This is a genomic window from Rhizobium sp. BR 249, assembly GCF_047445895.1.
GTDB lineage: Bacteria > Pseudomonadota > Alphaproteobacteria > Rhizobiales > Rhizobiaceae > Rhizobium.
Genome location: NZ_JARWKX010000034.1, coordinates 33,195 through 51,779, shown reverse-complemented (window position 1 = coordinate 51,779; position 18,585 = coordinate 33,195). Strand labels below are relative to the sequence as shown.

General features: G+C 62.0%; 16 protein-coding genes. 10 read left to right on the top strand and 6 right to left on the bottom strand.

All coding sequences use genetic code 11. The features are described from left to right. The 3 genes from QD408_RS24670 to QD408_RS24660 form a co-directional block, all read right to left on the bottom strand. On the bottom strand, window positions 1–150 hold a 150-nt coding region (locus QD408_RS24670), incomplete at its 3' end, for a transposase (RefSeq protein ID WP_414141102.1). Between the two features lie 80 nt (window positions 151–230). Next, window positions 231–830 (bottom strand): nitroreductase family protein, encoded by a 600-nt coding sequence (locus tag QD408_RS24665; RefSeq protein ID WP_414141100.1) that lies wholly within the window; start codon window positions 828–830, stop codon window positions 231–233. A gap of 36 nt (window positions 831–866) precedes the next feature. Beyond that, the gene (locus QD408_RS24660) at window positions 867–1,151 is read right to left on the bottom strand and encodes a DUF2218 domain-containing protein (RefSeq protein ID WP_088683063.1); all 285 of its coding nucleotides are present in this window, start codon (window positions 1,149–1,151) and stop codon (window positions 867–869) included. 172 nt (window positions 1,152–1,323) lie between these two features. On the opposite strand from QD408_RS24660, the gene QD408_RS24655 reads away from it, so the two are divergent. The 10 genes from QD408_RS24655 (at window position 1,324) to QD408_RS24610 (ending at window position 11,375) form a co-directional block, all read left to right on the top strand. After that, a complete protein-coding gene (locus QD408_RS24655) occupies window positions 1,324–2,277 on the top strand; it encodes a glutathione S-transferase family protein (RefSeq protein ID WP_414141101.1) in 954 nt (317 codons plus the stop codon). A gap of 94 nt (window positions 2,278–2,371) precedes the next feature. Continuing rightward, window positions 2,372–3,214, top strand: coding sequence for a fumarylacetoacetate hydrolase family protein (locus QD408_RS24650; RefSeq protein ID WP_414141098.1), 843 nt, complete (start codon window positions 2,372–2,374; stop codon window positions 3,212–3,214). A 202-nt stretch (window positions 3,215–3,416) separates the two neighbouring features. Further along, the gene (locus QD408_RS24645; protein WP_414141097.1) at window positions 3,417–4,694 is read left to right on the top strand and encodes a polyhydroxyalkanoate depolymerase; all 1,278 of its coding nucleotides are present in this window, start codon (window positions 3,417–3,419) and stop codon (window positions 4,692–4,694) included. Between the two features lie 143 nt (window positions 4,695–4,837). After that, window positions 4,838–5,272: a DUF2852 domain-containing protein gene (locus QD408_RS24640; RefSeq protein WP_414141096.1), complete on the top strand. Its 435-nt coding sequence runs from the start codon at window positions 4,838–4,840 to the stop codon at window positions 5,270–5,272. Window positions 5,273–5,380: 108 nt separating this feature from the next. After that, entirely contained in the window at window positions 5,381–6,139 is a 759-nt protein-coding gene (locus QD408_RS24635; RefSeq protein ID WP_414141095.1) for a M48 family metallopeptidase, read from the top strand. Window positions 6,140–6,213: 74 nt separating this feature from the next. After that, on the top strand, window positions 6,214–6,882 hold the full coding sequence (locus QD408_RS24630; protein WP_088683034.1) for a phosphoribosylanthranilate isomerase: 669 nt from the start codon (window positions 6,214–6,216) through the stop codon (window positions 6,880–6,882). A 2-nt stretch (window positions 6,883–6,884) separates the two neighbouring features. Beyond that, the gene (gene trpB / locus QD408_RS24625; RefSeq protein ID WP_088683033.1) at window positions 6,885–8,105 is read left to right on the top strand and encodes a tryptophan synthase subunit beta; all 1,221 of its coding nucleotides are present in this window, start codon (window positions 6,885–6,887) and stop codon (window positions 8,103–8,105) included. 3 nt (window positions 8,106–8,108) lie between these two features. After that, a complete protein-coding gene (gene trpA / locus QD408_RS24620) occupies window positions 8,109–8,948 on the top strand; it encodes a tryptophan synthase subunit alpha (RefSeq protein WP_039617059.1) in 840 nt (279 codons plus the stop codon). A 141-nt stretch (window positions 8,949–9,089) separates the two neighbouring features. Beyond that, complete coding sequence (gene accD, locus QD408_RS24615) at window positions 9,090–9,995, top strand: acetyl-CoA carboxylase, carboxyltransferase subunit beta (RefSeq protein WP_088683032.1); 906 nt, start codon at window positions 9,090–9,092, stop codon at window positions 9,993–9,995. Window positions 9,996–10,022: 27 nt separating this feature from the next. Then, window positions 10,023–11,375: a bifunctional folylpolyglutamate synthase/dihydrofolate synthase gene (locus tag QD408_RS24610; RefSeq protein ID WP_414141094.1), complete on the top strand. Its 1,353-nt coding sequence runs from the start codon at window positions 10,023–10,025 to the stop codon at window positions 11,373–11,375. Between the two features lie 75 nt (window positions 11,376–11,450). Here QD408_RS24610 and trxA read toward each other — a convergent pair whose 3' ends face one another. From trxA to addB, 3 genes are all read right to left on the bottom strand, one after another. Continuing rightward, window positions 11,451–11,771: a thioredoxin gene (gene trxA / locus QD408_RS24605; protein WP_008528748.1), complete on the bottom strand. Its 321-nt coding sequence runs from the start codon at window positions 11,769–11,771 to the stop codon at window positions 11,451–11,453. A gap of 71 nt (window positions 11,772–11,842) precedes the next feature. Further along, entirely contained in the window at window positions 11,843–15,397 is a 3,555-nt protein-coding gene (gene addA, locus QD408_RS24600) for a double-strand break repair helicase AddA (protein ID WP_414141093.1), read from the bottom strand. Beyond that, window positions 15,390–18,584, bottom strand: coding sequence for a double-strand break repair protein AddB (gene addB / locus QD408_RS24595; RefSeq protein WP_414141092.1), 3,195 nt, complete (start codon window positions 18,582–18,584; stop codon window positions 15,390–15,392). The genes addA and addB overlap by 8 nt, the downstream gene beginning before the upstream one ends. Window position 18,585 lies beyond the last annotated feature (1 nt).

The following is an 18,585-nucleotide window of genomic DNA, read 5'->3' as shown; positions in this document are numbered from 1 at the left end:
GTAAACTCCATGCGCCGCGTGCATCGCCACCCAGTTGCGCACCGTCGAATGGTCGACCCCAAAATGCGCACTCACCTCACGCACGCTACGCTTGCCGCCGCTGTAAAACTCCACAACACTCTGCTTGAACGACGTGCTGTATTTGGACATGCAAAACCCCCGAAGTTGGGTGTCCAACTTTCGGGGGTCAGTTCACCTCGAACGGCGGGGTTTTCTTTTGTCTGGCTTTCTCAGTTTGCGACGAAACGGCCGTTGAAGGCGAGTTCGGAGAGCGGCTTACGCTGGCTCGGGACCTCACGCGCCTGGTTGCGTTCGGAAAGAACGCTCTTATCGGCCAGGCGGCCGATGGCAACGCCCGCCTCAACCCGGTAACCCTCTGGGATATCGAACGTCTTTCTGATGTCTTCATGTTTGATGCCGCCCATGCCATGGGCATAGAAGCCGGACAGGCGCGCTTGCAGCGCCAGATATCCCCAGGCCGCACCAGCATCGAAGGAATGGGTATAGCTCGGCTTTTCCTCGCCGGAGCCGGCAGCACCGGTGAAGCTGCGCGACACGACGAAGATCAGCGCCGACGCGTTCTTCGCCCATTCCTGATTGGCATCAACGAGCAGTGCGACGAATTTCTCCCAATGCTCCGAGCCCTTGAGGGCATAGATGAAGCGCCAGGGCTGCTGGTTGGACGAAGACGGCGCCCAATGGGCGGCGTCGAGCAGGCTGAGCAGCTGTGCCTCCTCGATGATCTCGCCGGTAAAGGCGCGGGGCGACCAGCGGTCGAGAAACATCGGATCGATCGGATATTGGGATTCGCGGCTATTGCTCTTGGTCATGCTTGTTCCGGGGTTGGGGGCATAAAATCGTTGCGATTAGTCGGTCCAGACGATGTCGAGCTCCTCGCGGAAGGCAAAACGCTTCAGATGATCGTCGACGACGCCCTGCATCCTTGCCTGCTGAGCGGGATCGGCGACGGAAAGCGCCATGGTCAGCGCCGCATCGTCGGCGGTAAACGTCACCTCGGCCGTATCGCTGAACGGCACTCGGCCCTTATGCGGATCGAACTCGACGCTGAACTTGTGGCTCCAGTGTTTGCAGAGCTGCTGGAGATAGCGGCTCGCATGTTCGGTGCGAACGACGGCCTTGGAGAGGTGCATTTCGAACTCCATCTTATCTTGGACTGCAGCGCAGTCATATTTCCTGCTTCGCCGGCTTGGCAAGCGCAGCGTCGTCGCAGCTGGGTGGACGCACTGTCTCCATAAAAGCGGCCTTACGCACGCGCGGAAGCGGGGTATGAACCGCTTCAGTCAATCGGTTGGAGAGTTGCGCATGCTGGTGAACGGAAAATGGATGGAAGACTGGCAGCCCGTTCAGGCAAAAGATGAAAAGGGCGGCTTTGTCAGGCAAATCTCCAGCTTCCGCAACTGGGTGACGCCGGATGGCAGCGCCGGGCCGACGGGCGAGGGCGGTTTCGAAGCCGGCGCCGGCCGTTACCATCTCTATGTCGCCTATATCTGTCCCTGGGCGTCGCGCGCTTTGATCGGCCGCAAGCTCAAGGGCCTGGAAGACGTGATCTCGGTTTCCGTCGTCGAGCCGCAATTGAGCAAGCAGGGCTGGCGCTTCGGCGACTATCCCGGCGCCACGCAGGATCACCTCAACGGCGCCACCTATATGCACGAAATCTATACCAGGGCGGCGCCGGATTTTACCGGCCGCGCCACCGTGCCGGTTCTCTGGGACAAGCGGAGGCAGACGATCGTCAACAATGAATCCTCTGACATCCTGCGCATGCTGAACGGCGGCTTCGGCGCGCTCGCGAAAAATCCGATCGATCTTTATCCCATCGAGAGACGCGCCGAGATCGATGCTTTCAACGACCGCATCTATCCCGCCCTCAACAACGGGGTCTATCGCGCCGGTTTTGCCACCACGCAGATCGCCTATGAGGAAGCCTTCGCCGATGTCTTCTCGTGCCTCGATTGGGTCGAACCGCAATTCGAAGGCCGGCCCTTCCTTTTTGCCGATCATCCCACGGAAAGCGATATCCGGCTTTTCGTGACGCTGGTGCGCTTCGATGTTGCCTATCATGGCATCTTCAAATGCAATCTGCGCCGGCTTTCGGATTATGCCAATCTGCGCGCTTTCTGTCGGCGCATACTGGATTGGCCGGGCGTTGCCGAAACCGTGAATCTCGATCACATCAAGCGCGGCTATTATTCGGTTGAAAGCCTCAATCCGACGAAAATCGTGCCCGCCGGCCCGGATCTCTCCGAAATTTTCTAGAAGGCCGTACCGCTTCTCGTCAAAGCCGTAATGACACCGATGAATAATTCGTTCATAGGTGGTTGCAAATCCGTTTTCGATGAGGAGGAATTCCATGAAGCTGATGCGTGTTGGCGAAGCAGGTCGCGAAAAACCCGCGCTTCTCGATGCCGATGGCAAGATCCGCGATCTCTCCGGTCACGTCGCCGATATCGGCGGTGAGGCGATTTCGCCGGCGGGCCTGGCAAAGATAGCGACGATCGATCCGAAGAGTCTTCCGGAGCTTGCCCCCGAGCGCATCGGCGCATGCGTCACCGGCACGGGCAAATTCATCTGCATCGGCCTGAATTTCTCCGACCACGCCGCCGAAACCGGCGCCACCGTGCCGCCCGAGCCTGTCATCTTCATGAAGGCGACCTCAGCGATCGTTGGTCCGAACGACACCGTTCTCATTCCGCGCGGCTCGGAAAAGACCGATTGGGAAGTCGAGCTTGGCGTCGTCATCGGCAAGACGGCGAAATATGTCAGCGAAGCCGATGCACTCGACTATGTCGCCGGCTACTGCGTGTCGCATGACGTGTCCGAGCGCGCTTTCCAGACGGAACGCGCCGGCCAGTGGACCAAGGGCAAGTCCTGCGACACCTTCGGGCCGATCGGCCCCTGGCTGGTCACCAAGGACGAGATCGCCGATCCGCAAAACCTCGGCATGTGGCTGAAGGTCAACGGTCAGACGATGCAGAACGGCTCTTCCAAGACCATGGTCTACGGCGTCGCCCACATCGTTTCCTATCTCAGCCAGTTCATGTCGCTCCATCCCGGCGACGTCATCTCGACGGGAACACCTCCGGGTGTCGGCATGGGCATGAAGCCGCCGCGTTATCTCAAGGACGGCGATGTCGTCGAACTCGGCATCGAAGGCCTCGGCAGCCAGAAGCAGACCTTCGTTGCGGATCGTTAAGGACGCCTTTTGCGCTGAACCTTAAGTTTTCAGTCGTATGGTATGCCAGAGATCAACTCTCTGGCATTTCTTGTGCAGGTCCGACTCGTTCATGTTGCTGTGCAACAAAAACCTGTTAGTCTGCGTTTTGGGCCAGCGTGCGGAAAGATTCGACGTCTACCAATCGACGTCATCTTTTCGATAGAGAAAGGTGGCGCCGTTTATGTTCTATCAGCTTTATGAATTGAATCATGCCGCTATGGCGCCTTTTCGTGCCGCAGCGGACATTATGCGATTTGCCTATGCCAATCCGCTGAACCCGTTCTCCCATACACCCTTCGGCCGGACGATGGCGGCAAGCCTCGAAATGTTCGAGCGCACGACACGCCGCTATGGAAAGCCGGAATTCGGGTTGAAGCAGACGACGATCGGCGACCAGACGGTTTCCGTCCGCGAAGAGGTCGTCTGGTCGAGATCCTTCTGCAATCTCCTCCATTTCGCGCGGAACGTTCCGCCCGGCCGGGCCAGCGATCCCCGTATCCTGATCGTCGCGCCGATGTCCGGCCACTATGCGACGCTCTTGCGCGGCACGGTCGAAGCGCTGCTGCCGAGCGCTGATGTCTACATCACCGATTGGATCGACGCCCGCATGGTGCCGATGACGGAAGGCAGGTTCGATTTCGACGATTATGTCGACTACGTCATCGAGATGCTGCATTTCCTCGGTCATGACACCCATGTCATCGCCGTCTGTCAGCCGTCCGTTCCGGTGCTAGCGGCGGCTGCCGTGATGGAAGAAGCCAACGATCCGCTGTCTCCCTCGTCGATGACGCTGATGGGCGGCCCGATCGATACGCGCATCAATCCGACGGCGGTCAACAAGCTTGCCCAGGAACGCTCGCTGCAGTGGTTCTCCGACAATGTCGTCATGAACGTGCCCTGGCCGCAGCCGGGCTTCATGCGTCCCGTCTATCCGGGCTTCCTGCAGCTTTCCGGGTTCATGTCGATGAATCTCGATCGCCATTTGGTCGCCCACAAGGAATTCTTCATGCATCTCGTGAAGAACGACGGCGAGCCGGAAAAACACCGCGATTTCTACGACGAATATCTCGCCGTCATGGATCTGACCGCCGAATTCTACCTGCAGACGGTGGAGGAGGTCTTCATCAAGCACTCCCTGCCGAAGGGTGAATTGATGCATCGCGGCAAGCGCGTCGATCCCGCAGCGATCCGCAAGGTGGCGCTTCTGACCGTCGAAGGCGAGAACGACGACATTTCGGGCGTCGGCCAGACCAAGGCGGCGCAGACCATTTGCGTGAACATCCCCGAAGATATGCGCATGCATTATCTTCAGCCGGATGTCGGTCACTACGGCGTTTTCAACGGTTCCCGGTTCCGCCGTGAGATTGCGCCGCGCATCGTCAGCTTCGTCCGCCAGCATTCCCGTTCCGCCGTCAAAAACCCGGTTCAGCGGGTCATCAAGGGCGGCCGGACCGCCTGAATGAGCGGCAGCTGAATTAGAAAAGGCGATTCAAGGCCTTGTCCGATTTCGCGGGCAATCGCCTTGAAGGCGGTTCTTGCGGTAACCACATCGATTTCAGCGTTCGGCATCTTGCCGGGCGCGGAAAGCAAGGATACCGCACGATGAACCAGTCAGCATTGCTTCGACCGGATTGGACTCCGGCTACCATTGCCCTGATGATTCTCGGCTTCATGGTTTTCTGGCCTCTGGGTCTGGCCATGCTTGCCTATATCATCTTCGGCGATCGTCTGCGCGGCTTCAAGCGCGACGTCAATCAGGCGACCGATGGCTTCTTCGCCTCCTGCCGCCGTTCGCATGGCCGTCATCGCCCGCATTTCTCGACCGGCAACGTCGCTTTCGACGACTGGCGCAAGGCCGAGCTCGACCGGATCGAGGAAGAGCGCCGCAAGCTTGACGAAATGCGCGAGGAATTCGACGAATATCTGCGTGAACTCCGCCGCGCCAAGGACCAGGAAGAGTTTGACCGCTTCATGCGTGACCGCAAGAGCGCCAAGCGCGACGACAATGGCCCGGTCCCGGAGTTCCAGACGCCGTGAAGGCTCAAGCAATGAAGTGATGACCGGCATCTCACCGATGCCGGTTTTTCCATGCCTGCCTACCCGGCAATCGTTTAGATTCCCCGGCGAATCGTATAGAAAACTCCCATGTTTCCGCTTCTGAAGACACGGCCAAAGGCGCGAAAGCCGGCTCCGCCCGAAACGCGGACGCTTGACGTCGCCGGCCGGCTCATGCCCCTGACCATCAAGCAGCATGACCAGGCGACGCGCATCACGCTGCGCATCGAGCCGGGCGGGCGGGCCTTGAAGATGACAGTGCCGAGAGGCCTTGCGGCGCGTGAGGTCAATGCCTTCCTCGATCGGCACCAGGGATGGCTGCTCACCAGGCTTGCGAAGTTTTCGACCGATACGGGCTTAAGCGATGGCGGCAAGATCCTCCTGCGCGGCGTTTCCCATCGTATCGAGCACACCGGCAGCCTGCGCGGCTTGACGGAGGTGGTCTCTGTGGACGGCGGCCCCGTGCTGCGCGTCAGCGGCATGCCCGAGCATGTCGGGCGGCGCATCGCGGCCTTCCTCAAGAAGGAGGCGCGGGCCGATCTCGAACGACTGGCGACGATGCATGCCGCAACGATACGGTCGCCGATACGGTCGATCTCGATGAAGGATACCCGCAGCCGGTGGGGCTCCTGCTCGTCGGAAGGAAACTTGAGCTTTTCCTGGCGTATCGTCATGGCGCCGCCTTCGGTGATCGATTATCTCGCCGCCCACGAAGTTGCCCATCTCAAGGAGATGAACCACGGGCCTCGTTTCTGGGCGCTTTGCAAGAAGCTTTGCCCCGGCATGGAGGACGCGAAATCCTGGCTGAAGCGGCACGGTAGCCAATTGCACGCCATTGATTTCGATTAGCTGAGCGTCCGCTAAATGCAGCGTTCCACGCAAATTGGCTCGACTCTTGCCGCATTTCGTGTCACTTCGCTGCCATGAAACCCGATATCAAGATCTGTGGCTTGAAGACGCCCGAAGCGATCGATCGTGCGCTGAAACGCGGCGCGACCCATATCGGTTTTATCTTCTTCGAAAAGAGCCCGCGTTACGTCGAACCGGATATTGCGGCAAAACTTGCCGAACCCGCCCGCGGCAAGGCGAAGATCGTCGCCGTCGTCGTCGATCCCACCAATGACGAGCTGGACGAGATCGTATCGCTGTTGAAGCCGGATATTCTGCAGCTTCATGGCAACGAGAGCCCCGAACATGTGCTGACGATCAAGGCGCTCTATGGCCTGCCGGTCATGAAAGTCTTTTCCGTGCGCACGGCCGATGATCTGAAACGCGTCGAAGCCTATATCGGCATCGCCGACCGTTTCCTCTTCGACGCGAAAGCGCCGAAAGGTTCGGAACTGCCCGGCGGCAACGGGATTTCCTTCGACTGGAGCCTTTTGAGCTGGCTCGACGGCAGCATCGACTACATGCTTTCCGGCGGGCTGAACAAGGACAATGTCGCGGACGCGCTATCGGCCACCAAGACACGTGGTATCGACGTTTCCTCGGGCGTCGAAAGCGCGCCCGGCGTGAAGAGCGTCGCGATGATCGATGAATTTTTCGATGCGGTCGAAAAGGCGGATACGCCTGTCATGGCCTCAGGGAGTTGAGAGTGAACGAAACGCTTAAACCGAATTCCTTCCGTTCCGGCCCCGATGAAGATGGCCGTTTCGGCATCTATGGCGGTCGTTTCGTTGCCGAAACGTTGATGCCTTTGATCCTCGATCTGCAGGATGAATGGAACAAGGCAAAGAGCGATCCGGCATTCCAGGCGGAATTGAAGCATCTCGGTGCCCATTATATCGGCCGCCCGAGCCCGCTTTATTTCGCCGAACGGCTGACGGCCGAGCTTGGCGGCGCGAAGATCTATTTCAAGCGCGAAGAGCTGAACCACACCGGTTCCCACAAGATCAACAACTGCATCGGCCAGATCCTGCTTGCCAAGCGCATGGGCAAGACGCGGATCATCGCCGAAACCGGCGCTGGCCAGCATGGCGTAGCCTCGGCGACTGTTGCCGCCCGCTTCGGTCTTCCCTGCGTCGTCTACATGGGCGCGACCGATGTCGAACGTCAGGCGCCGAACGTTTTCCGCATGAAGCTGCTCGGCGCGGAAGTGAAGCCGGTGACGGCAGGCAGCGGCACGCTGAAGGACGCCATGAACGAGGCGCTCCGCGACTGGGTCACCAATGTCGAGGATACCTATTACCTGATCGGAACGGCGGCCGGCCCGCATCCCTATCCGGAGATGGTCCGCGACTTCCAGTCGGTGATCGGCACGGAAGCGAAAGAGCAGATGCTGGCCGCTGAGGGCCGCCTGCCGGATCTCGTCGTCGCTGCCGTTGGCGGTGGCTCGAATGCGATCGGCATCTTCCACCCCTTCCTCGACGATTCCTCCGTGAAGATCGTCGGCGTCGAAGCCGGCGGCAAGGGCCTGCAGGGCGACGAACATTGCGCTTCGATCACCGCCGGTTCGCCTGGCGTGCTGCACGGCAACCGTACCTATCTGCTGCAGGATGGCGACGGCCAGATCAAGGAAGGCCACTCGATTTCAGCCGGTCTCGATTATCCCGGCATCGGCCCCGAACATTCCTGGCTGAGCGATATCGGCCGCGTCGATTACGTGCCGATCATGGACCACGAAGCGCTCGAGGCGTTCCAGACTCTGACCCGTCTCGAAGGCATCATCCCGGCGCTCGAGGCCGCGCATGCGATTGCCGAGGTCATCAAGCGCGCGCCGAAGATGGGCAAGGACGAGATCATCCTGATGAACCTCTCCGGCCGCGGCGACAAGGATATCTTCACCGTCGGCAAGATTCTGGGAATGGGACTGTAAGACATGACCGCACGCATGGACAAACGCTTTGCCGAGCTGAAGGCCGAGGGCCGTCCGGCGCTTGTGACCTATTTCATGGGCGGCGATCCTGATTACGATACGTCTCTCGGCATCATGAAGGCGCTGCCGGAAGCGGGCTCCGACATTATCGAGCTCGGCATGCCCTTTTCCGATCCGATGGCCGATGGACCGGCGATCCAGCTGGCCGGCCAGCGCGCGCTGAAAGGCGGCCAGACGCTGAAGAAAACGCTGCAGCTGGCGGCCGATTTCCGCAAGACCAACGATGCGACGCCGATCGTCATGATGGGCTATTACAATCCGATCTACATCTACGGCGTCGAAAAATTCCTCGATGACGCGATCGCCGCCGGTATCGACGGCCTGATCGTCGTCGACCTGCCGCCGGAGATGGATGACGAACTCTGCATTCCGGCAATCCGCAAGGGTATCAATTTCATCCGCCTGGCGACGCCGACCACCGACGAGAAGCGCCTGCCGGCCGTGTTGAAGAACACCTCCGGCTTCGTCTATTACGTCTCGATGAACGGCATCACCGGCTCGGCGCTGCCCGATCCGTCGCTGGTGTCGGGCGCAGTCCAGCGCATCAAGCAGCATACGGAGCTGCCTGTCTGCGTCGGCTTCGGCGTCAAGACGGCGGAGCATGCGAAGGTCATCGGCGGTTCGGCCGACGGCGTCGTCGTCGGCACCGCCATCGTCAATCAGGTCGCGACCAGCTTGACGAAAGACGGGAAGGCCACGGCAGATACGGTTCAGGCAGTCGCAACGCTAGTGCGCGGCCTTTCCTCGGGAACACGTTCGGCGCGCCTTGTTGCTGCCGAATAATTTCCCCACATTGGTATTAGAGCATGTCGCGCAAAAGTGTGCAGCGGTTTTGCGGCAACGACTGCGGGAAAACAAAGATCTAAAGCGTGGAAACCGATCTGAAAGATCGTGACGCGCTTTAGTCAATCAGGAGAATTCGAGTTGAACTGGATCACCAACTACGTTCGCCCGCGGATCAATTCCATGCTGGGCCGTCGCGAAGTGCCGGAGAACCTCTGGATCAAGTGCCCGGAAACGGGCGAGATGGTCTTCCATAAGGACCTGGAATCCAACAAATGGGTGATTCCGGCATCCGGTTATCACATGAAGATGCCGGCCAAGGCTCGCCTTGCCGATCTTTTCGACAACGGTGAATACGAAGCGCTGCCGCAGCCGAAGGTCGTCCAGGATCCGCTGAAGTTCCGCGATTCGAAGAAATATAGCGATCGTCTCCGCGACAGCCGCCTGAAGACCGAGCAGGAGGACACGATCCTCGCCGGCCTCGGAAAGGTGCAGGGCCTGAAACTCGTTGCCGTCGTGCACGAGTTCAACTTCATCGGCGGTTCGCTCGGCATTGCTGCCGGCGAGGCGATCGTCAAGGCTTTCGAACGTGCGACGTCGGAAAAATGCCCGCTGGTGATGTTCCCCGCTTCCGGCGGCGCGCGCATGCAGGAAGGCATTCTCTCGCTGATGCAGTTGCCGCGCACGACCGTTGCCGTCGATCTGCTCAAGGAATCCGGCCAGCCTTATGTCGTCGTACTGACCAATCCGACGACGGGCGGCGTCACGGCCTCCTATGCCATGCTCGGCGATATCCATCTGGCCGAGCCCGGCGCAGAAATCGGCTTTGCCGGCAAGCGGGTGATCGAGCAGACGCTGCGTGAAAAACTGCCTGAGGGCTTCCAGACCTCCGAATATCTGCTGGAACATGGTATGGTCGACATGGTCGTTAAGCGTCACGACATTCCGGAAACGCTGGCGCGTCTTCTGAAGATCCTGACGAAGAAGCCCGTCTCGGCAGCCAACGACGTGACTCGCGGAGCGATCGCCCTGGCGGCGAGCGCCTGATATCAGGCAAACGGGCGGGGTGCCGAAATGATACCCAGAGGCCAAACCGCGGTGAGTGAGGCAGCGCAAGAGATCGAAAAACTCATGGGATTGCATCCCAAGGGGTTCGATCTGTCTCTTGATCGCATCACCCGTCTTCTCGATGTGCTCGGCAATCCGCACAAGAAATTACCGCCGGTGATTCATGTCGCCGGCACCAACGGCAAAGGGTCGGTCACCGCCTTCTGCCGCGCCTTGCTCGAAGCCGGCGGCTATAGCGCTCACGTCCACACCTCACCGCATCTCGTCAATTGGCACGAGCGTTATCGCATCGGCGTAGCGGGCGGACGCGGGCAGCTTGTCGATGACGCCGTCTTTGCCGAGGCCCTGCGACGCGTGGCCGATGCCAATGCCGGGCAGCACATCACCGTCTTCGAAATTCTGACGGCAGTCACCTTCATCCTATTTTCCGAACATCCGGCCGATGCCGCGATCATCGAAGTCGGCCTCGGCGGCCGTTTCGACGCCACCAATGTCATTTCCGATCCGGCCGTCTCGGTCATCATGCCGATCTCGCTGGATCACCAGCCCTATCTCGGCGACAGGGTCGAACTGATCGCCGCCGAAAAGGCCGGCATCATGAAGCCGGGACTGCCGGTCGTCATCGGCCATCAGGAATATGACGCCGCCCTCGATGTGCTGATGTCGACGGCCGAGCGGCTGCATTGCCCGAGTGCGGTCTTCGGGCAGGATTTCATGGCGCACGAGGAATATGGCCGGCTCGTCTATCAGGACGAGTATGGGCTTGCCGATCTGCCGCTGCCGCGCCTTCCCGGCCGCCATCAATATGCCAATGCTGCCGCCGCCATCCGCGCCGTCAAGGCAGCTGGCTTCACCGTCACCGAGACGATGATGGAAAAGGCGATGAATTTGGTGGAATGGCCGGGCCGGCTGCAGCGCCTGAGCGAGGGCCGCCTGATGCAGCAGGCGCCCGCCGGCGCCGAGATCTGGGTCGATGGCGGGCACAATCCCGGCGCCGGCGAGGTGATCGCCGAAGCCATGGCCAATTTCGAAGAGCGCCAGCCACGGCCGCTGTTCCTGATCACCGGCATGATCAACACCAAGGATCCGATCGGATATTTTAAGGCCTTCGCGGGCCTGGTCGAGAAGGTTTTCTGCGTGCCGATCCGCGGCAGCGATGCGGTGATCGACCCGGTGATCCTGTCGAATGCCGCCTATGATGCCGGCCTGGTCGCCGAACCGATGTCGACGGTCGGCGATGCGCTGGAAGCGATAAAATCCGCCCTCGACCCCGAGGCGCTGCCGCCGCGCATCCTGATCGGCGGTTCCCTCTATCTCGTCGGCGATGTGCTTGCCGACAACGGCACGCCGCCGAAGTGAAGCGGGCGAAGTGAAGAAATGTAAAATGAAAAAAGCCCGGTCGAAGCCGGGCTTTTTTCATGTAGGCGATACCAATCAGGCGGCGTTCGAAATCCAGTTCGAAAGAGCCGTCTTCGGCTTGGCGCCGACCGAGATATCGGCCACTTCGCCGCCCTTGAAGATCGCAAGTGTCGGAATGGAGCGCACGCCGAACTGGGCGGCGAGTTCCGGGTTCTCATCGATATTGAGCTTGGCGACCTTGACCTTGCCTTCCATCTCGACGGCGATTTCTTCGAGGCTCGGAGCAATCATCTTGCACGGGCCGCACCATTCAGCCCAGAAATCGACGACGACGGGTTCTGCGGATTCCAGAACTTCCGACTGGAAGTTATTGATATCGACTTTCACGGTAGCCATGGGCTGCTCCTTTAACTCAAGTGTTGAACCACATGTGATGGTGCGGTGCCGAAATTTCAATGTCCGGTATTTCACTTTGTCTTGAGTCCTGCAAGCGCCAAACCGAGCGCCTTTTCGCTCAGCGTGTAGAGCGACGCATTCTCGGTATAGACGAGCATGCAGTCGATGCGCTTGCCGGGATAGAGCGGCGCCAGGATCTCGCGATAGATCGCGAGCTGGGCCTTATGCGCAAAAGGGATCGCCTCCTCGGTCGCCGGCGGCACCCGGTTGGTCTTGTAGTCGAGAATGACGACACGATCGGCAAGCACGGCGAGCCGGTCGATACGGCCGGAAACGGCATAGCGTCTGCCGTCGAGCGTCAACGTGCCCATGATCGAGACCTCGGGCCGCGCCTCCCGGCCGAGGACCGGCTGCAGGCCCTCCTCGTTTAATAGTTTCAGAACCGAATCGATGAGCTTGCGCCGCTCGGCCTCCGGCCAGAACCGGGCCGCCCGTTCGCCATAGCGCTGCGCGGCATCGGGCCGTTCGCCGGCCGGAATATCGGGAAGCGCCTGCAGCATACGGTGGATCAGCCTGCCTTTCTCCAGCGAACGATCGCTGCGCTCCTTCTCGCCGAACAGCGGTGAAGTGATGAGCAGGCCGCCTTCGTCTTCGTCGACGATCGTCCCCGCGCCGGAAGGGCTGAGTGGCCGGGGCAGCTCGGCCTGCGGCGGCAACGGACGCAACAGGCCGTCCGGCAGGGCTTCCTGGCTTTCGTGGTGTTGGCTGCGGTCGAGACGCTCGAAGCTGCGGTCCACCCGCGGCACGCGCCATCTGGTGCCCTGCCATTCGCCATCGGGGCCGGAGAACGCCGCCGCCTCGACATAGGGATGATCTTCACGCAGCGCCGTCGAGATCATCTTGTGCCAGGTGTCGTTGTTCTCCCGCACCCCGCGATAGCCGCAGACGACCAAGCGGTCGGCGGCGCGCGTCATGGCGACATAGAGCAGCCGGCGATATTCTTCTTCCGCCAGTCTCTGCACACGCGCCGCATCGCTCTGCGTCAGTGAATTGGCAAGGTCGGAAACGGGAACCCAGACAGGCATCGGCGGCTCGCCGGACGGCGATTCGATCAGCCGAAGTTTCGGCATATGGGTATGCGTGAAAGCCTTGGAGCCGCCGTCGACGAGGAAAACGATCGGCGCTTCGAGGCCCTTCGAGGCATGCACGGTCATGATCCGCACCTCGTTGCGCCCCTTGTCCTGCTCGCGCTTCACCTCGGGCGCCTCGAGCTCCAGGGTAGAGATGAAGGATTGCAGCCCGGGAAGGCCGGAACTCTCGTGGTCGAGGGTAAAGGTCAGGAATTCATCGAGAATATCGCTGACCTCGGTGCCGAGACGCGCCAGAAATTGCCGCCGCCCGCCGTGGCTGCCCAGCACCCGCGCGTAGAAATCATGAACCGACAGGCTCCTGGATTGCCGCAGGAACAGTTCGAGCTTTTCGACCGCGGTCCGGAAACGTTCGGTGCCGTCTGCGGCGAATTTCCTGAGATGGCTCCAGACGCTCTCATTGTCGCCACGCAGCGCGGCGATCGAAAAGACGTCCTCCTCGGAAAGATCGAAAAGCGGGCTCTTGAGCACGGCGGCGAGCGAGAGATCGTCCTCCGGCAGAAGTAGGAAACGGCCGAGCGCCAGCAGATCCTGTACGGCGATATGGCTGGTCAGCACCAGCCTGTCGGCGCCGGCGACGGGGATGTCGCCGCGGCGCTTCAGCGCGCGCGTCAGGGCATTGACGAAAGCGTCACGCTTGCGCACCAGCACGAGGATGTCGCCGGCTTCGATCAGCCGCTCCTTGCCCTTTTCGACGATCGTCTCGCGGCCGACGAGCGTTCCGATCGAATGGGCGATCCGCCGCGCCAGGATGGCTGCCGGCGCGCTTTCCGGCGTCGCGTCGAAGGGCGCGGTCCAGTCCTCCTCCTTCACCACCGCTTCCGGTGCCACCATTTCCCAGAAATCGACGGCGCCGGGATGCCCGATGCGGCTCGAACGATGCACGACCGGTTCGCCGAGCGCGCTGAGGCCGCGTGCATTGTCCGGCTCTTTGAAAATGTGGTCGACGGCTTCGAGCACGTCGGCCGTCGAGCGGAAGGAGAGCGGCAGCCGAACGGAGGAAAAGCTCTGCCCGCTGTCGGAAACACGCCGCCGGGTCCGGTCGCTCTCTTCGGAGAAACGCTCGGGCCGCGCGCCCTGGAAGGAATAGATCGACTGCTTTTCGTCACCGACGGCAAAGAGCGTGCGCACGATCGGCCGGGCGCTTTCGCCGGAGAAGAAATCTTCGGCGAGCGACTGAATGACGCTCCACTGGATCGGGCTGGTGTCCTGCGCCTCGTCGACCAGGATATGGTCGATGCCGCGGTCGAGCTTGTAGTGAATCCAGGGCCCGACGCCGCTTTTCGTCAGGAGATCGGCGGTGCGGGTGATCAGGTCCTCGAAATCGAGCTGGCTGCGCTGCTTCTTCAGCTCCTCGTAGTCCTGGTTCAGCCGGTCGGCGAGCACGAGTGCTGCATGCGTGGCGCCGTACATCCGCATGAGCTTCAACCGGTCGCGGCTTGCCGCAACATGCGCGCGGGCAGCGGCGATGGCGTCAGCCAATTCAGGCGCTTCGGCGAGCATGGCTTTGACGAGGAATTGCGAATCCGCCTTCGGCTCGCCCTTTGCCGCCGTCAGGAAGATCTTTTCGAGCATTTCGGCGCGTCTTGCATCATCGCGCTCCCGTCCGGCGAGCCGGAGGCCGTAGGCAACGTCCTGTGCCTTTGCGCCCCCCTTGTGGTCGGCAAGCGAGAGGTAAAGTTCCAGCGTGCTGCCGGAAAGCCCGGGCAGCGGCCAATATTGCGCCGCGATCCCTCTTTCCGTGTCGTCTGATGCAAGGCCGAGCCTTTTGCGCAGCACCAGCTCAACACCGCCATGCTGGTCGGCCGCCGCGGTGAAACGGCGAATGGCATTACGATTGGCAACGATGTCGCCGAGCAGGTTCTCGAGACCGGATTCGTCGCCGAGATTGAGCACATAGGCAAATGCCTCGGCAAGCGCGCGGTCTTGCGCCGGCGCGGTTGCCGTCAGCAGTGCCCGACGCGCATCGGAAAGCAGTGCGGCGGCCGCGCGATCGTCGAGAACCGAGAAATGTCCGGCGACATTGGCCTCCAGCGGGAACTGATGCAGCAGCGCCTCGCAAAAGGCGTGGATCGTCTGGATCTTCAACCCGCCCGGCGTCTCCAGCGCCTTGGCAAACAGCCGCCGGGCCTCGGCAAGTTTGATCCTGTCGGGTGCCGTGCCCTCGATCTGGCCGATCCGCCGGCTGAGATCTTCATCGTCGAGCACCACCCATTCGGCCAGCCGTTCGAAGACGCGGTTCGACATTTCGGAAGCCGCAGCCTTGGTATAGGTGAGGCAGAGAATGGCCGAAGGCCGCGCCCCGGCGAGCAGAAGCCGGATGACGCGCTGTGTCAGAACATGCGTCTTGCCGGAACCGGCATTGGCCGAAACCCATGCCGAGCGCACCGGATCGGATGCGATGGCCTGCTGGATCGTCGTCCAACCGATCCAGGCGCCCGGATCGTCGTCGTCGGGAAGGTCGGTCACATCATTCATCGCCGCCGCCTTCCTCGGTCTCGGCCGTCGACCATTCGGAAACACGGGCGAGATGATCGTAGTCGCCGCCGAAATCGAATTGCTGCGCCGGAATGAGCCGCGAGGTGAAGCCCTTCTCGCCGGATTGCAGCAATCCCACGAATTTGACCAGCTGATCGATCGATTCCTCGGCGAGATCCATCGCTGATTTTGCCTTGTCGCTGCGCGCCGAGCTCTCGTTATTGACGGTATCGACCTGGAAGCGCCGTCCCGGGCGCAGCCGGACATAGAGCAGGTCCTGCGGCACGAGGCTGCCGGCATCGCGGAAAGCGCCGGCGCTCAGCGCCGCCGCTTCGAGTGCAAGCTGCGGATCGAGAAGCGCGCGCGCCTGTGCCGGCGAGGGATTGTAGCCGGTCTTGTAGTCGATGATATCGGCAGCGTTCGGTCCGGTGACGTCGATGCGGTCCGCGACACCGTTGAGCCGGATATTGATCGCCTCCAGTTCGACGCCGCCCCGCACTTCCGTCAGCGTCTTGCGGATGCCGGGCCGCCGTCCGGCCTCCCATTCGAGGAAGGCCCGGGCCACCTCGCGGAAGCGCGGTCGCCACACCGCATCGATATGCGGCGGCAGCTGCTCCATGTCGAAGAGCTCGGAAAGGATGCGCTCCATCGCCGCTGCCGCATCCGGCGTGCCGGCGATATGGGCCTCACGGATGAAGCGGTCGATGATCTTGTGGTAGAGCGTGCCGCGTTCGGCCGCTCCCGGATCACGATTGAACGGATCGACCGGGTCGAGCCGCAGAACACGGCGGGCATAGATGGAATAGGGATCGCGGCGCAGCCGGCCGACTTCGCTGAAGGAATAGGATTTCGGCTGTAGCTCGAGCGGCGGCTTTGGTGAGGGGCGCTGTGCCGGTGCCTGGGCCTCTCCCCGATCGATGAGACCGGCCCATTGCAGGTATCGGTTGCCGCGTCCCTTCAACTCCGCTTCGAAAGCCTCTCCGCCGAGCGCCAAGAGCCGCTGCAGCCAGCGTGAGCCGACAGTCGGCGTCGAGCCCTGGCGCAGTGCGCGCGAGTAGATCAGATGGCGCGTGCCGTTCGCCATCTCGAAATCGTGCGCCAGCTGGCCGATGCGCCGTTCCGGCGGCTCCAGCCCGATTTCGGTCTTCATCATCCTGGGAATGAAGGGATTGTTGGCGGTCTGTCCCGGCCAGGAACCCTCGTTCAGGCCGCCGAGGATCAGCGTGTCGACGCTCTGCAGGCGGGCTTCCAGCGTCCCGAAGATGAAGAGCCTGGGATGGCTGAGCGCCCGCGGCTTCACCGCATGGCCGGCGGCGAGCGCCGCCATGATATCGATCCATTGCGGCCCGTCGACCTCCATCTGGCCGTCCGTATCGATCACTTCGCTAAGCAGCGCTGCGAGCGCGTCTCCCGCTTCGCTCGACCAGAGATCGGCGAGATTGCCTTGCGGATCAGCGGCGACGGCTTCGAGGGAGCGGCCGGTGCGCTCCGCCCATTCGGACAAGGGAAAACTCGCCGTCCCGCCGCGATCTTCCGGCCGGTGCCGCAGCAGCGCCGAAGCGAGCGGCGCGGTCGCCTGTTGAACCCGGCGCGCAAGCCCGTATGCGGCATCGGCTGCTTCGGGGCCAAGCGTCTTTCGCCATTGCGGCGCGTGCCTGTCCAGGGCCTGTTCGGCAAGCTGATGGGTGAGCAGCGGCTCGAGCGTGCTGATGTCGACCTCCGCCACGCCGCCGCGCAGCGCCAGCAGCTCGAGCGCCTCGGTGGCCGAAATCAACGCGTCGCGTTCGAGCCCGAAACGGGCGAGGGGATGTTTGAGCAGCGAAACGATCGCCACCGGATCGCCCGGCCGCAGCGACGCCTCCAAGAGCAATTGCAGCAGGGTGCCCTGCGGCGTGGCGGAAAGCGGCGTGCCGGCCGAATCGTCGGCCAGGATGCCGAAGCGGGAAAGCTCCGCCATTACCCGGCGGGCGAGATTGCGGTCCGGCGTGATGAGTGCCGCCCGGCTTTCGCCGTCCTGCCCAGGCCTTTCCAGCGCCAGCCGGAGCGCAATGGCAATCGCGGTCGCTTCCTCGCGCTCGTTGGCGGCTTCGATCAGCGACACATCGGCGAAGGCCGAGGACAGGGCGCCGTCAGGCAGATCGTTTTTCCATGCCCCCCAGTCGCTGGTCGCCTCGGCTGGGCTGAGTGCGCGTGACAGGATTTCTGCGCGCCGGTCGAGATCGGCTTCCGGCCTGTCGAGAAGCGCGATGTCGGCGCGCGTGAGCTTCAGGCGCTTGAGCAGGAACGACAGGCCATATTGCGGATGGCTGCGGCTTGCTGGGTTTACGTGTTGGCCGGGCGCCGGTTCCGGCGCGACCATCGGCCAGTGCCTGTCCGGCATGGAGAGATCAAGGCCCGGCAGCACGATCACGCCTTCGGGCAGATTGGCGACGGCGGCGATGAGATCGGCCGTGGCGGGAACGGAGCCCGTCGAACCGGCAATGATGATCGGCCCCGTGGGCGTCATCGTCGAAATCCTGTGTGCTTCGGCCCGGAGGATAGCGTTCCTGTGCCGCGCCGGCGAGGACTTGCCGAGCTCGGAAAGCCGCTCCGGCCAGAATGCGCTGGCGATCTGCAGGAATTCCGCCGTCAGCTGCCACCAGGCGGCATAGTCGCCGGTGTCGAGTTTCGACAGCTCCGACCAGTCGAGATCTTCGGTTTCGATGGAATCGATCAGCTCCGCAAGGTTGCGGGCAAGCCAGATCGCATCGGCCGGGCTTGCAGGCGCAACGAGCGGCGAATCCGAATGAATGTGGCGGACGATTTCCGGCAGCTTGTTGCGCCAGGCGAGGATAAGGCGCGCAAGCTCCAGCAGGCGGGCGGTATTCGACAGCGGCTGGGCGAGATCGATTGTCGCCGGCAGCGCCTCGTCGAAATAGCCGCTGTCGTCATCGGTTTCGCCGAGGGGACGGATGACGGGGAGGATGGCCGAGCGGCCGCCGAGCAGGTCGACGAATTCCGATCGCAGCACGCGTACCGCGCGCCGGGTCGGCAGATAGATCGTCACCCCGGCGAGAGACAGCGGATCGTCGGGCTCGTGCCGGAAGAGCGGCGTCAGCCGGCCGTCGCAAAGCGTCGTCGCCAGCGTTTTCAGGAAGGGAAGGCCCGCCGGGATCGTCAGGATGCGTGGCTGGTGCCGCTCCGCCATG